The organism is Furfurilactobacillus sp. W61-4 (assembly GCF_057545565.1).
Genome location: NZ_BAAJNZ010000006.1, coordinates 96,599 through 110,391, shown reverse-complemented (window position 1 = coordinate 110,391; position 13,793 = coordinate 96,599). Strand labels below are relative to the sequence as shown.

The following is a 13,793-nucleotide window of genomic DNA, read 5'->3' as shown; positions in this document are numbered from 1 at the left end:
AAACGAAATTTTGGCAATTAAATAGACCTAACTAAACAGCGTGACATCAGTCGACTTGACCGATGTCACGCTGTTTAGTTACCCATCTTCTCGATTAAGCCAAGACATTGCCTCCGGTGACAAAAAGGGCGCCAATCGTCGCCGAGATACTTGTCGCTGGGCAAAATTTGTCAACTGATTCATTGGCCGTTTCACGACTGCGGCGTCAACTAATTGACTGGCAAACTGTAAATCCGCCACCGTGATGTAACTAACAAACAACGGATTATCCAAGACAACGGCTTGCCAATCATTATCCAGTACTGCTCGGGCACGAAGATAACTAGGCTCGCGATTCGCGATGGCCGCCCACTGTTCTTCCGAAAGCTGAATCACTTAACTTCACCTCCACCTTGTGTTAATGGAAACACCCAACCAGGTGGTGATTGCACACTCAGCTCATGTCCAGCTGTGACTAGCCACAAGACTCGTGTAAAACCGCCCGCTGTGATCACCGATTCTCCCTGACCGTCTGTTAAAACTAATACGATCGGCGGCATCCCCAGCTTTGCCTGACTTGTTAAATAATCAAATATCGCTTGAAAACGCGTGCCACCACCGACTTGACGCCGCAAAAAGGTCATCGGTAATTTCGTTTGGCCAGCGGCTAATGTCACCGAACGTTGCACTTTCGCGTCGAAAAATAAAACCATAATCGGCGCTGGTGTGCTTCGCATAATCGCTTGAACCGTCGTTAAAAAAGTTGCCAACGTGTCCGAATCAATGGAGGCTGACTCATCAATTGCAATGACCAGCTCAGCTACTCGCCGTTGCAACTGTCCTGGTAATTCCATTCGGTAAGGTTGTCGCCGATTAAAGCGCGCATGACTAGTTTGCTGCCCCTGCGGCGTTGAACCGATAAATTGGGCCAACCGAGATTGCCACGGCTGATTTCGCCATCGTTGCCTTAACCGGGAAATTTGTGCGGTGACGGTACTTGGTAGTCGGCCGCGCTGCACGGACGTTGTTTGTTCAAGGGCTTGCTGAAATAAACTGTGAATTTGCTCGTTAGCTGATTGAGTATCACGGCGCGATAACGTCTGCCAAGTACTTGGATCGTCAACCAGCTGCCGCATTGCTGACTTAATTTGATCTACACGCTGGCGGTCGTTTTGATGATGTTGCACCGCAGTCGGCTGAGAACTAGCATCATTAAGCTTGATTTGCTTGAAATCAGTTGAACTATCAAGAACTGCCGATTGGGCGCCACTTTCCCGTAAGGCCTTTAGGTAAAGTTGCGAATCTGCATTTGCTGGTAAGTGGCGATCCAACCGCTGGTTCAATGCGGCTAACGTCCATGTTTGCGGTAAAGGAGGATCCATCACTTGGTTGACCGCCACATCGGTCGCGATTGCCACTGTATCAACATCAGTATCAAACGCGTAACGCAGTGGATGTTCCCACAAGAGATGCAAACTAAGGTGCACTAACATCGCTTGAATTTCGTCAATATTAACGACCGTCGACCAGTATCGATCGTTAATCAGTAATCCCAGCTGCGTGCCTTGCCAGCCTAAAGCAAATAATGTACGCGCCGTATGTTCATAGCGACGTGGCAATTGAACAAGTAGATGCCCATAAAATGGCTGCTGGCGCAGGAAGGCCGTTAACAAATCACTGACAAATGCTTCACTACCGCCAGTCCCCTCAAAATTCTGTTGTAAATGATGCAATTGCTGATCTAAATTCGCCATTGAACGTCTTTAAGCTCCCCCATTTAATCGCCGTAACACTAATTGTAATAATTGGCGACTGGTTGCTTGATCAGACGCCTGTAACGTCGCCAACCATTTTGGTCGCTGACTGAGGGTGGTCGACACGGCAACTTGGCCATCAATGGGCAGCAATTGAATCAACGTTTGAAAACGCGTCGCATTCGCGGATTCGGTTAGCGGAAAGTCCTCATTTATCCCCGCGCTAACTAGCAACGCTTGTTGCTGTGCAACTGATAGTTTGGTGAAACGATTTTGCAGGTCAGCTGATAAAGGAGCAGCCAGCTCTGCATAAAGTTCAGGAACGGTTAATGTTTGATTCAACCAAGCGTGAAAACGTGACCCAACCGTCTCCCCGAGATCACCTAAAATGACCTCAAACAGGACGGCTGCTTGCACCGGTTCGGATAGTTTGGCTAGCGCTCGCAAGTTATTAGCAACTCGCGTCCAGGCCCGAGGCGTCGGATACAAATCAGCGTCAGGATGTAACGGACGTAAATCGTCAGGATGTTCACGTAAATAATTTTGGACACGCTGATCAATGTTAGCTTGTCCCTGATCATTTATTTGCTTTGCCCACTGCAACCAATCGTCGAGTTCCACTTGCATGACCAGCCGCGTCGTGCGGTCTTTAATTGCATCATCGCCGGTAGTTACCCCATAGAAACGATCATTGAAACCATTCATAGTTGGATCTGGATTAGCTGCTAAAATCAATTTCACTTGTTTGGGTAAGGCGAGCGTGTTGATTTGGCGTTGCAACACAAGATTCATTAGTTCACTTTGAACCGCCTGTGAACCACGATTGAATTCATCAAGAAACCAAATAATCGGTTGTTGCGGATGTGCTTGGGCATACTGAATTAATTCAATGAGCGTATGTGCATAACCATATTGCACATCTGCCAACCTGCCATATGCCGTCGTCTGAACAAAACTAGCTTCGGTTAATGGCGGTACTGGAATCACAAGATCCCCTTTTTCAGACAAACTAACCACCGTTGTGAATAATTTAGCGCCCATCGAGGCTGCCACGTCAGCGACTAACGCTGATTTACCGATACCAGCTTCACCCACAATATTAGGAACATTGCCAGCATCGAGAATCGCGGGAATGACTTTTTTTAATGTCTGATAAGATAACGCCAACGTCAACTCCTCCTCGTTCATTTTATTGGTGATCTCATTATAGTCGTTCTCGGCTTAAAGCACCTAACTAAACGCCACTGACAACAAAACCGCTAGAATTAGCATGAATACTAATTTCTAGCGGTTCAATGATCATTAACGAGCCAAATTGCTCAATCGGTCCGGCCTTTATCTAAATTATAAAGGCGCCGGAATCGTGCACTTGTTTGATATAACTCATGTGGATCACCTGCCAGTTCAAACCGACCATCCTCCATAAAGCGGACAGATTTAACGTGCGTAATCCCCTCCAAGTGATGGGTTACCCAAATAATTGTTTTATCTGATAATAGATCAAAGACCGTATTCAACAACTCGTGTTCAGTAATTGGATCAAGACTAACAGTCGGTTCATCTAAAATAATGATTGGCGCATCCTGCAACAAAATTCGCGCCAATGCGAAGCGCTGTCGTTCACCACCTGAAAACCGTGCGCCAGCTTCATCCACGACGGTATTTTCGCCATCGGGAAGACTGGCCACTAAGCCGTCTAATTCGACCGCCTTTAAGGCCGCACGTACTTGTTCATCCGTCGCGTTTAGATTTCCTAAGCGCACATTATTAAGAATCGTTGTATTAAACAAGTACGGCTGTTGATCTAACACCCCAAATAATTGACCACGTTGTTCTTGTAGCGATGCAATTGGAATTCCATTAACGCTAACGGTTCCGTTAGTGGGGGTCTCATCCCCTAAAATCAATTTAAGTAATGTCGACTTTCCTGTCCCCGAAGGTCCAAGCAACGCGACTTTGTCACCGCGAGCAATGGTCCAGTTGAGATGATCTAACACGGGCTGGCTAGCCGACTCATATTGAAACGAAATCTCTTTTAGTTCAAGCGTTTCAAAATCTGCCACCGCCAGCTGCTGTTGGGGAACTGTTTTTGGTGCGGTTTGATCTAGTTGATTGACGCGTTTAATCGAATCTTGATAGACCGGCCATTCTGACACACCTTGGGGTAATGAGGCGAATGCGTCCGTAGCTGGGAAAATCGCTAGAACAAAGGCCGCGATCCAATTAATGGCAAGATGGGTCGTATTAAAATAATGGCCGGCCCAGTAAATCATGCAAATCGCAATGACGCCGATGACAAGTTGTACAACTAAGTCACGCCACCACTGGAATTTATCGTCTGTATCTTGCAACTTTCCCATTGCTTTAATGGGCGTTAACTGGCGGTCCATAAAATCAGTTTGCCGCCCGGAAATCATCCAATCGCCAACCCCCAAGACAGCATCCGTCATTGCAGTATACAACTGTTGCTGAACTTGCTTTTGCTTGAACTCACGAGCACCGTTCAATGCGACCGAAGCTAACGGCATAATAATAACGATTACACCAAGTAGTAAAAACATTAACCCGGCAAATGACCAGTTAAAGGTGCCTAATGCAATGATGACAAAAAGATATAAACCCCAGCCTACGATAAGTGGAAAGACAGTACGCAAATACAAATTTTCAATGTGGTTGATATCTTCAGCTAGTAGCCCAAGAATATCCCCGGTTTGATGTCGTTGACGAATCGCAACAGCATCCCGTTCCACAGATTGATAAAGCTTTTTACGAAAATCTGAGACAATTCGCAGTACCCAGTTATGACTGGTTAAACGCTCTGCATATTTTAAAGAGGGCCGCGCAATCCCGAAAGCGCGCACCAACACGGTCGTCGCGTAAATCAACATAATATTAAAGGGATGCTGTGCAGCTCGGCTAATTAAATAACCGGAGGTAAACATTAAGGCTGATCCGGTAATTGTCGTTAAAATCCCTAGTACCAACACCGTCGCTAACAGGGTACGATATTTTCGCAGGTAAGGCATGACCCAGGAGTCATGACGAAATGTGTCAAAAAAGCCCTTCATAATTCGTCACCTCCCATTTCTCGCCGTAACGCTGTATAAGCGCCATCTTTAGCCGCTAACTGAGCTGGCGTTCCCTGTTCAACAATCTGCCCATGTTCAATCACCAAGAGATAATCCATCTCATTTAACCAATGTAAGCGATGCGTCGCAAAGAACACTAAGTGATTTTTAAACACCGGTTTGATCGCTTCTTTCAGTTCAACCTCTGTTTCAATATCTAAATGAGCGGTTGGTTCGTCAAAGAGTAAAATTCGTCGATCTCGATCTAGGAAAGCCCGTGCTAATGCAATTCGTTGGGCCTGCCCACCTGAGACTCCCCGTGCTCCCTCACCAATCGGTGTTTTTAGACCTGCCGGTAATGTTGCCACCCAATCTGTTAGTCCGGCCTGAGCGACAGCTCGTTCTACATCCGCTGGACTCGCAGATGGCGTATAAAATTTAATGTTATCAGCTAAACTCGCATGAAACAGATATGGCGCCTGCGGGATATAAAGAAAACGCGACTGCCAGTTAGTTTGGCTTAAATGTGGCACCGTGGTTCCATTAACCGATATCTTTTGATCATCTGACTGATCTGGTAACAAGAAACCACCGAGAAGGTTAATTAAGGTTGATTTCCCCGAGCCAGAAGGTCCGATAATGCCAATTTTTTCAAACCCTCGAGCAGTTAACGAGACATCTTTTAGCGACTTCTGAACTTGCTCGGCATCGTAACTAAAGTTGATATGAGCTAACGACAACGAGCTATCTTCCGTCCAGCTAGGTTGTTGCATCGGTAATACATCCCGATCGGTTGGCTCCGGCTGCGCTAAAATTTCTAAAACCGCCGTTAGCGCATTTTTACCATTCAGAGTGGCATGATAATCATTAGCAAAATTACGGATTGGCAAAAAGTATTCCGGTGCCAAAATTAATAAGGTCAACGCTGGAAATAATGCGATGCGTCCGGCAACAAGACTCAGACCAAGGAAGACCGCCACCACGGCAATCGACAGTGTTGTGAAAAAGTCTAATGCAAAGGTCGATAAGATTGCAATGGTCAAGGTGCCCATGGTTTTCTTGCGATGATCTTCGGACACCGCATAGATGTTGTTGGCATACTTTTGGCTTAAGCCCAACTGCTTGAGCGTTGGTAAGCCTCGTAAAGCATCAACGAAATTGTTCGACAACTGAGTATAGCTAGCATATTCGCGATTGGCTTTATCGCGGGCCGCATAGCCCAAAATGATCATAAACAGAATAATGACGGGAAAAATACACAGTAAAAATAATGCCTCTGGCCATCGTAAGAAGAACATATAAACAATCAGTACTGTGGGGATAATCATCATATCAAATATTTTGATGACGACTAACATCAAGTACGTCGTCACTTGATTCATGCCTTCTAAAGCCATCGTGACAACATTGCCTGTTCCCTGCTTAGCAACAACGGCTGGGCCAATATTGACAAGCTTCTGCAGCAATTGTTGCCGTAAGTTAAACACGGTTCGGTCAACCCATGGCTGCATAACTCGATTTTTGAGCATTACCAATACTTGACGTAAGGCGAACGCACCGGCAAATAATAGAACGGGCACCAAAATAGTCGACTCTGGTTGCCGATTCCATAAATTAGTTAACGTTCGCGACAAAAATCGCCCTTGGAATAAAATACTAAATGCTTGCAGGACCACCAGCCCTGCAAGCATTAGTAAAATCTTGGTAATGCCAGGTAAGCGAAATACACGTCGATCAATCATTAATTCTCGATCTCCTTAATTTCCTGGCAGTAACATCACAATGAGTGACTAACTTGCTTTAATCCGTTTGTAAAAGACCCAATAACTCCAAATTTGGTAAGCCAGCACAAATGGCAAAATTCCAAACGCGACCCAAGTCATTAAGTTCAACGTATAAGCGGAGCTAGACGCATTTTTAATCAAAATACTATTAACACCATTGTTGGCCACCATGACCCGTGGGAAAATGCCGACAAACAATAATGTCACAACTGCTGGCAACGTCAACCCACCAGCGATAAAGGAAGTTACTTCCCAATCACGCAATGTTCCAATATAAGCAATCAAGCTTAGTAGAACGATAATCGCTAAAATGGCTGTCGTCAAAACCGGTTTCTTGGTAAAAAAGTCTGTGTAGACGTACACCAAAATTGCGAATACGACTTCACCGGCAAAAAGGACTGGATAAAGGACTTTACCATAAGTCCGGGCCCGATCACGCAATGCTCCCGCAACTTTTAACCGCACAAAGTTTAGCCCATGTAAGTAACTCAATAAGGCAACGGCAACCCCACCGACGATAGAGAACCAGTTCACGTAGTCGGTGAAGTGTCCAATAATGTCACCTTGCGCGTTAATTGGCATTCCTTTGACCATGTCTGTAAAAATCATGCCCAGTAGAAACGGAACTGCCAATGAAGAGATCGTCAATGACCACTCCCAGAATCGTTTCCAAAAGTTAGTCCGCATGTCCTTACGAAATTCAAACGAAACTCCCCGCATGATCAGACCAACTAAAACAAGTAAAAACATGACATAAAAGCCTGAGAACAAGGAGGCATACCAAGCACCAAATGATGCAAACATGGCACCACCCGCCGTTATCAGATATACCTCGTTACCATCCCAGTGCGGACCAATTGACGCCACTAAATTATTTCGTTCTCGATCGGTCCGTGCTAACGTGTGCATCGACATACCAACCCCAAAGTCAAACCCTTCAAGGAAGAAGAAGATGGCAAATAGCAGCCCAATCAAAATGAACCATAATAGTTGTAAGTTACTCATGGTTGAAGGCCCCCTTTGCATAAGGATCGACGGCTTTTTGACTATCATCGTCATCGTCCTCATCGTCCTCAACATAGCTTGGATCCAAATCGTCAGCATCTGGGCCACCGACCAGTACCCGATGGCCTAAAACAACCATCACAGCACCCATGCCAGCAAACAGTAAGAAGTAAATAATGTTACTAAAGAGTAATGAACCAGCTGTGACATGAGGTGAAACTGCGTCAGCAATCGTCAACAAACCATAAACGACCCAGGGATAACGGCCTAATTCAGTAATGAACCAGCCCGCCGTATTGGCGATAAAGGGTAACCAGAGGCATAAGCCCAAAATGTATAAGAACCAACGATAACGTACGATTTGATCCGACTTCTTGCGGTTAAAGTACAGCCCCAAAATAGCGACTAGCGCAAAGACACCGGCCGAGACCGCCATGACACGGAAGCTGTAGAACAAGGTTCGCATTGGCACGAAGTAGTTCATATCCTTGCCAAATTTCTTGTCATACTTCTGATGTAACTCTTTGTTAATTGGGTTTGCCCCTTGTACGGCCCCACTGGTCTTGTGGTAAGACAAAATACTTAAGACATAAGGAATTTCAATACTCCACTTAACCTTATGCCCTTTGGTGTCCATCCCCTCCACAACTGACCAGGAGGCATGCGTCGCCGTTGTCTTGTAAATCCCTTCGGTGGCGGCAAATTTCATTGGCTGGTTTTTAATGATGTATTGGGTCTGTTGATCCCCTGCGGCTGTGACACCAACGGCAGCAACCAATCCAACAATCAAACTAACCTTAATGCTTTTACGCCAAAACTCAACATCCTTGCCTTTCAGTAGGCGCCAAGCTGAAGAACCGGCGATCACAAATGCCGCCGTGATGAAGGCCCCGAATAAAACATGCGGTAGTTCGTACCACAACTGGGGATTCTTGACGACATCAGCAAAACTAACCATCACTGCCTTAGTATTGCCGTTGGTTGTCTTTAATGCATAGCCAACAGGATCCTGCATGAACGAATTGGCTGCTAAAATCCAAACAGCTGATAATGCGGATCCTAGCGCTGTTAACCAAATGAATAAACAGTGCCACACTGGTTTAAATCGATCCCAAGTGAACATCCACAGTCCAATGAATGTTGACTCCAAGAAGAAAGCCGCCAGTGCTTCGATGGCCAATGGTGCACCAAAGATATCCCCCATAAACCGTGAGTATTGTGACCAGTTCATCCCAAATTGGAATTCTTGAATAATTCCAGTCACAACCCCGACAGCAAAGGATAAAAGAAAAATCTTGCCCCAAAATTGGGTCATCTTTTTATAGATTTCCTTTTTCTGGATGACATAGTTGGTTTCCGTGATAGCAACGACCAACGCCATTCCGATCGAAAACGGAACGAAGAAGAAGTGGAACACCGTGGTCATTGCAAATTGGAAACGCGCTAACGAAAGAATGCTCAAGCCGAATATTGTCATCGTACAGCGCTCCTTTAGAATAATTGCGAGTAAGTTCGCGACTTTGCTAGCTAGCGGACCAAACTTGGACTAGAGTTTGAGCTACTAGCTAGCAAGTTATGTAGTGGTCAATTTGATTGTAGACAAGTTAGCCGACAATTTTGCCCAAATGTAACCGCTCTCTGATTTGATTATATCGAGTGATAAATGAGTTTTCAAACGATATTCCATATTTGTTCAATCTTTTTCAAATGCGTTGGCACATTGTTGTTAACTAAATGAAATGCCGGGTTAATTTCTATGCTGCTTGACAACTGCTAGCAAGCCTTTTTAACGCCTTTTTCTTTGCGTCTGGCTGTCAAAACGACCATAATGAACTTGTATTCTAACTTAAAGGAAGTGCTTAACGATGGAACAACTATTAGCTCTATTTCCGCTCACCGACGCGCAAGTAACCTCGGTTAATGGTCTGGGCGTCAAAGTGATCACCCCCACTGAAATTAAAGCCGGCACCGTTAATCCAGCGGACATTACCATCATTTATGGTTGGGATCCGCAAATGGGTCAACAAGTCGCCAATGCGGCTCACAGTCAGTTAAAATGGGTGCAAACTTTTTCGGCAGGGGTCGACTACTTACCCCTTGATCAGTTTGCCCAACAGCATGTGCTGGTCACTAATGCCAGTGGCATTCATGCTGCGGCCATTGCTCAATCGATTCTCGGCTATATCTTTTACTTTACCCGTGGCCTGTGGACCGCTGAGCAGCGCCGACCACAACGATTGTGGCAACAGTCGGCTGACCATCAGCTCGTCGCCGATGAAGTCAGCGTCCTCATTTTTGGGACCGGTCATATTGCCGTCGAGACAGCTCGGTTGTTGAAAGACATGGGTGTCCATGTCGAAGGCGTCAACACTACTGGCCATGCCGCTAATCACTTTGATCAAACCTATGCCTTCAGTGATCCCGCTGAGGGAATTGCCAAGGCTGACATTATCATCAACATCATGCCTGGAACCAAAGAAACGAATGGCTACTTTAACCAAAAATTCTTTGATCAGTTAGAAAATAAGCTGCTATTCATTAATGTTGGTCGCGGCAGTGCGGTGGTCAATGCTGATTTAGAAGCTGCTTTAGCGAGTGGCCGATTAAACTATGCGGCTCTGGACGTGACTGACCAAGAGCCATTGCCTAAGGACTCGCCATTGTGGACCAATGATCATATTTTACTCACGCCCCATATTTCCGGCATTATGGATCATCTGGACCAACGTCTGTTCCCAATTCTACAAGAGAATTTACAGTCGTTTGTTAAGGATGGTTCACTCGTTCGTAACGAAGTCGACTTAAGCGCTGGTTATTGATCATTTAATTCACACAAAATAAAATCCCATTGGCTTCCGGTGTATTCCGGCAAACTGATGGGATTTTTCGTTATTTCAACTTATACGAGTAAAGGCAACATCGTCATTACCGAAATCAATACGTCAAGCCCCACACCAACCAGTAAAAGTAGCCAAAAGTTACGATACTTTTGAAAATGAAACAGACCAATAATAATCGGAATTAGTTGAAGCGTCTGGCTGGGAATGAAGTACAACGTTATGGCGATTAAAATCAGCATGACCACTAAGGTTGTCAATACTCGTTGGCCAAAGGGATGTCCCACGATAAGGCGCTGGATGCCCTGGTTGATCACCAGCCAAAAGATACTGGCAAAGCTGAGTAACACCACCATATCCGCTACATCAAGGAGAATTGAAATAATCAACGTGGACCAGAGTTTGTCAGGGTAAATTAAACCCGCTAGATCTTCAGCTAAGATATCCCGCAAAAAAGTGTACGTCAATAAATATAATGGCAGCCACAAGAGTCCTCCTACAACTAGATCGCCTATTGCACTTAAACTGGCCCGCCACTGTGGCCGGCGGGTCACGCTTCGCCATTGAAATGGACGCAAAATCAAATGATCCATCAACCATAAAATTCCGATTGATAAGCCAACCCTGATGAGCGCCAACAACCAGCCGGTCCACAGGCCGAGCGAACTTAGATGAACTAGCGATGGGCTCATGAGTCGAGCAATATTATTATTCGTGTTGAATAAGGTCAAGTAACAAATGACGATCGTGAGCCCCCACGACAAGGCAAGCATGACTGATCTAATTGGCAATTCAATTAAATTATTTTGATTCGTCTTTACTTTCATCGCTCATCATCCCCTTTCATCGTATACGGTGGCAACTTTCGCACATCAAAGGAGACAACGCGGCCAATGCGGGTGTTTTCATGCACCGAATAAGCGCGGGCACCAGATTCAAAAATCGCATACAGGCGATCTCCTTGAATTGTAATCTGTTCTAAATGGGCAGGCATTCTGACTCTAGCAACTGCTTGATCAGCTGTGAACCGCTGGCGGTGTAAATTTTTGTGGTAAATATACAACCAAGAATCCTCAGGACCAAAAGACTGTGATAAGTACACGTTATTTTTATAGAAACTCAATCCTTGGATTTTACCGATTGTTTCTTGCGATGTTAAGCGTTGGAACACACCATCGAACAGCCCTTGAGCTTTAAATCGGCTTTTTAGAGTATGAGAGTTAGTTTCCACATCACGAACGTTGAAACGTTGTACGGTACTATTACCAAATGGGCTGAAGAAGCCAACCCATAAATAACCATTTTGATAGGCCACCAGTGAAGCTCGTTGGATAGTTGGCAATAGAGCGGAGTGTTGATATGCAATTGGGCGATTAGTCTTAGCGTTATACCGATCGATGGTAGCTAGTTTGATTGAAAATAACTGAGCTCGCCCGCCTTTTGCCCCACAAACCCACAGCACCTTGGCATCTGGTTGATAGGTAATGCCACCAACGTGGGGGCGCCCTTGCAGAATCACTCGTTTAACGAATTTCCCATTCTGGCGATCTAAGACGTTCAGTACCGAATTTCCCTGATCTGTGTGATCATAGGCAGTCGTGATCACATACTTGGGTGTGACTGTCACCCCCTGCGGCGTCATAAATTGACTCCGTATCGGCACAAACTTATGCCCTACCGGTTTCAAGGTTTCCTGTTCGGTTAACCCAGGGACTAAGTATGTCCCTTCGTCATTTTGGCCTGGGTATGCATCCAAGGACGCACGAACCAATCCAGGATATCGTCCCAAATCTTGTCGCAAGTTTGCCAGACTAAAACGACTGCGCATCTGGGCGTTAGCCGCCTTCGTTACAGCCTTCGGTGGTCGCAATGGTCCCCAAATGGTCCACGCCGCGATACTAAGTAGTAATAAACCAGCAATTGCGGCCAACTGTCCTTTCATGTGATGGTTGTTGCTCATCCAATTCCCCCTTGATCGTGTCATGAAAATAGGATACCGATCTTTTTAGGTAGGGGCGATTAATGGTGCTTGCAAAAAAAACAAGGTTTATAGCTGATAGCCTGATCGTCGGCAAATGTGACCCTCGCTACAGTTTCGTCACTAATTTTCAGGCTCATCAGCCAGTGTACCTTAACGGGTTTGACCAGCTAAATTAGCTATAAGTCTGGCTTTTTAAAGGTCATATTAAACTAGCCATGATCTGCAAATTAGCAAAAAAGGCTGCTCATTTAATCACACTTTCACCGAATGACCTATATATTCTTGCTAAACTGCAAGTATCTATCTAAGATATGTTCCAATCGTTCACCAACTGGCGTTATGTCATACACTGGACTTGGTGTCATCCCAAAATGGATAATCGCGAATTCATAATCATTTCTAAATTCTTCATAACGAGCTTCTTAAAATGTTAGGATTGTATCAGAATTCTGCTTAAAAATAGAATTAGCGTAATTCAATATTTCCGGAACTAAATCATTTAAAAAATCAAAATCGTCAGTTGGCATTTTAACAATTTCAGTCATTGAACGCTCCCGTTATCAACTAGTTTCTTGTCCAATTTAGCCATTCCTTACAGCGATTATATTCGATCTGAGTTGGAACTTTTTAAACACGACGTAATATGATTGCTTGATTGTGTTTTAAAATCAATCATCATCCTGCTGCACAGATAAACATCTAGAATATGTTACATTCGCTCAATGATTGAGCTTACATCAAAATCTCGACCTTCATCCCTGCTATGCGTAGCTGTTGCAATATCGTATTGACCTAAAAGCTGAATATAATGTTCACCTTGACGTTGGCCGAGCAAAGGGTCTTCATCTCCATTAATCTGACATACTTCTGAAGCACTTGACCCGCTTCGGTTGATAAACCACTAGTTCTTCATCCCATTAATCTGACATACATCTGAAGCATAAACTGCGGGTCGGCCGCCGTATTATTTGTTCTTCATTCCATTAATCTGACATACATCTGAAGCTAAACGCTGGCGATGTTATGCAATCGTTCCGTTCTTCATTCCATTAATCTGACATACATCTGAAGCAGCTAGTGCCGCCAGTGTTGCCGCTAGCGCGTTCTTCATCCCATTAATCTGACATACATCTGAAGCGAGTATTGCCGCTCTAACTTGTCTTTCTCAGTTCTTCATCCCATTAATCTGACATACATCTGAAGCATTGAGTGAATAAAAGTGGAGTCTGTCCACGTTCTTCATCCCATTAATCTGACATACATCTGAAGCTAATAAGCTTTTGTGCGAATAAAACGCGCTGTTCTTTATCCCATTAATCTGACATACATCTGAAGCTCAAACGCTTCAAGTCGTTCACAAATTGGAGTTCTTTATCCCATTAATC

10 protein-coding genes and 1 CRISPR repeat array (1 of these 11 cut by a window edge) are annotated in these 13,793 nt (G+C 44.9%); of the genes, 1 reads left to right on the top strand and 9 read right to left on the bottom strand.

The window, feature by feature from the left end:
- Positions 1-78: 78 nt before the first annotated feature.
- The 7 genes from AC27FN_RS08665 to AC27FN_RS08635 form a co-directional block, all read right to left on the bottom strand.
- A complete protein-coding gene (locus AC27FN_RS08665; protein ID WP_487167585.1) occupies positions 79-375 on the bottom strand; it encodes a hypothetical protein in 297 nt (98 codons plus the stop codon).
- Positions 372-1,733, bottom strand: a complete 1,362-nt coding sequence (locus AC27FN_RS08660) for a vWA domain-containing protein (RefSeq protein WP_487167584.1) — start codon at positions 1,731-1,733, stop codon at positions 372-374. The genes AC27FN_RS08665 and AC27FN_RS08660 overlap by 4 nt, the downstream gene beginning before the upstream one ends.
- Positions 1,734-1,742: 9 nt before the next feature.
- Complete coding sequence (locus tag AC27FN_RS08655; RefSeq protein WP_487167583.1) at positions 1,743-2,900, bottom strand: AAA family ATPase; 1,158 nt, start codon at positions 2,898-2,900, stop codon at positions 1,743-1,745.
- 152 nt (positions 2,901-3,052) lie between these two features.
- Positions 3,053-4,801 (bottom strand): thiol reductant ABC exporter subunit CydC, encoded by a 1,749-nt coding sequence (gene cydC / locus AC27FN_RS08650; RefSeq protein ID WP_487167582.1) that lies wholly within the window; start codon positions 4,799-4,801, stop codon positions 3,053-3,055.
- Positions 4,798-6,543: a thiol reductant ABC exporter subunit CydD gene (gene cydD, locus AC27FN_RS08645; RefSeq protein ID WP_487167581.1), complete on the bottom strand. Its 1,746-nt coding sequence runs from the start codon at positions 6,541-6,543 to the stop codon at positions 4,798-4,800. The genes cydC and cydD overlap by 4 nt, the downstream gene beginning before the upstream one ends.
- A 48-nt stretch (positions 6,544-6,591) precedes the next feature.
- Entirely contained in the window at positions 6,592-7,590 is a 999-nt protein-coding gene (gene cydB, locus AC27FN_RS08640; protein WP_487167580.1) for a cytochrome d ubiquinol oxidase subunit II, read from the bottom strand.
- On the bottom strand, positions 7,583-9,067 hold the full coding sequence (locus AC27FN_RS08635; protein ID WP_487167579.1) for a cytochrome ubiquinol oxidase subunit I: 1,485 nt from the start codon (positions 9,065-9,067) through the stop codon (positions 7,583-7,585). Before AC27FN_RS08635 ends, cydB begins: the two co-directional genes overlap by 8 nt.
- Positions 9,068-9,455: 388 nt before the next feature.
- Between AC27FN_RS08635 and AC27FN_RS08630 the strand changes: the two genes are divergently transcribed.
- Positions 9,456-10,409 carry an NAD(P)-dependent oxidoreductase gene (locus AC27FN_RS08630; protein WP_487167578.1) on the top strand — a complete coding sequence of 318 codons (954 nt, stop codon included), beginning with the start codon at positions 9,456-9,458 and terminating at the stop codon, positions 10,407-10,409.
- 80 nt (positions 10,410-10,489) lie between these two features.
- Here AC27FN_RS08630 and AC27FN_RS08625 read toward each other — a convergent pair whose 3' ends face one another.
- Both AC27FN_RS08625 and AC27FN_RS08620 read right to left on the bottom strand, forming a co-directional pair.
- Positions 10,490-11,254: a hypothetical protein gene (locus AC27FN_RS08625; protein ID WP_487167577.1), complete on the bottom strand. Its 765-nt coding sequence runs from the start codon at positions 11,252-11,254 to the stop codon at positions 10,490-10,492.
- On the bottom strand, positions 11,251-12,387 hold the full coding sequence (locus AC27FN_RS08620) for a YncE family protein (RefSeq protein ID WP_487167576.1): 1,137 nt from the start codon (positions 12,385-12,387) through the stop codon (positions 11,251-11,253). The genes AC27FN_RS08625 and AC27FN_RS08620 overlap by 4 nt, the downstream gene beginning before the upstream one ends.
- A gap of 925 nt (positions 12,388-13,312) precedes the next feature.
- Positions 13,313-13,793: direct repeats of the CRISPR family, unit length 36 nt; unit sequence GTTCTTTATCCCATTAATCTGACATACATCTGAAGC; it runs 1,073 nt beyond the window's last position.

Excerpts from the sequence above, each read along its gene's own strand:
- AC27FN_RS08660 (WP_487167584.1), bottom strand. The coding sequence starts at position 1,733 with ATGGCGAATTTAGATCAGCAATTGCATCATTTACAACAGAATTTTGAG.
- cydC (WP_487167582.1), bottom strand. The coding sequence starts at position 4,801 with ATGAAGGGCTTTTTTGACACATTTCGTCATGACTCCTGGGTCATGCCT.
- cydD (WP_487167581.1), bottom strand. The coding sequence starts at position 6,543 with ATGATTGATCGACGTGTATTTCGCTTACCTGGCATTACCAAGATTTTA.
- cydB (WP_487167580.1), bottom strand. The coding sequence starts at position 7,590 with ATGAGTAACTTACAACTATTATGGTTCATTTTGATTGGGCTGCTATTT.
- AC27FN_RS08635 (WP_487167579.1), bottom strand. The coding sequence starts at position 9,067 with ATGACAATATTCGGCTTGAGCATTCTTTCGTTAGCGCGTTTCCAATTT.
- AC27FN_RS08630 (WP_487167578.1), top strand. The coding sequence starts at position 9,456 with ATGGAACAACTATTAGCTCTATTTCCGCTCACCGACGCGCAAGTAACC.
- AC27FN_RS08625 (WP_487167577.1), bottom strand. The coding sequence starts at position 11,254 with ATGAAAGTAAAGACGAATCAAAATAATTTAATTGAATTGCCAATTAGA.
- AC27FN_RS08620 (WP_487167576.1), bottom strand. The coding sequence starts at position 12,387 with ATGAGCAACAACCATCACATGAAAGGACAGTTGGCCGCAATTGCTGGT.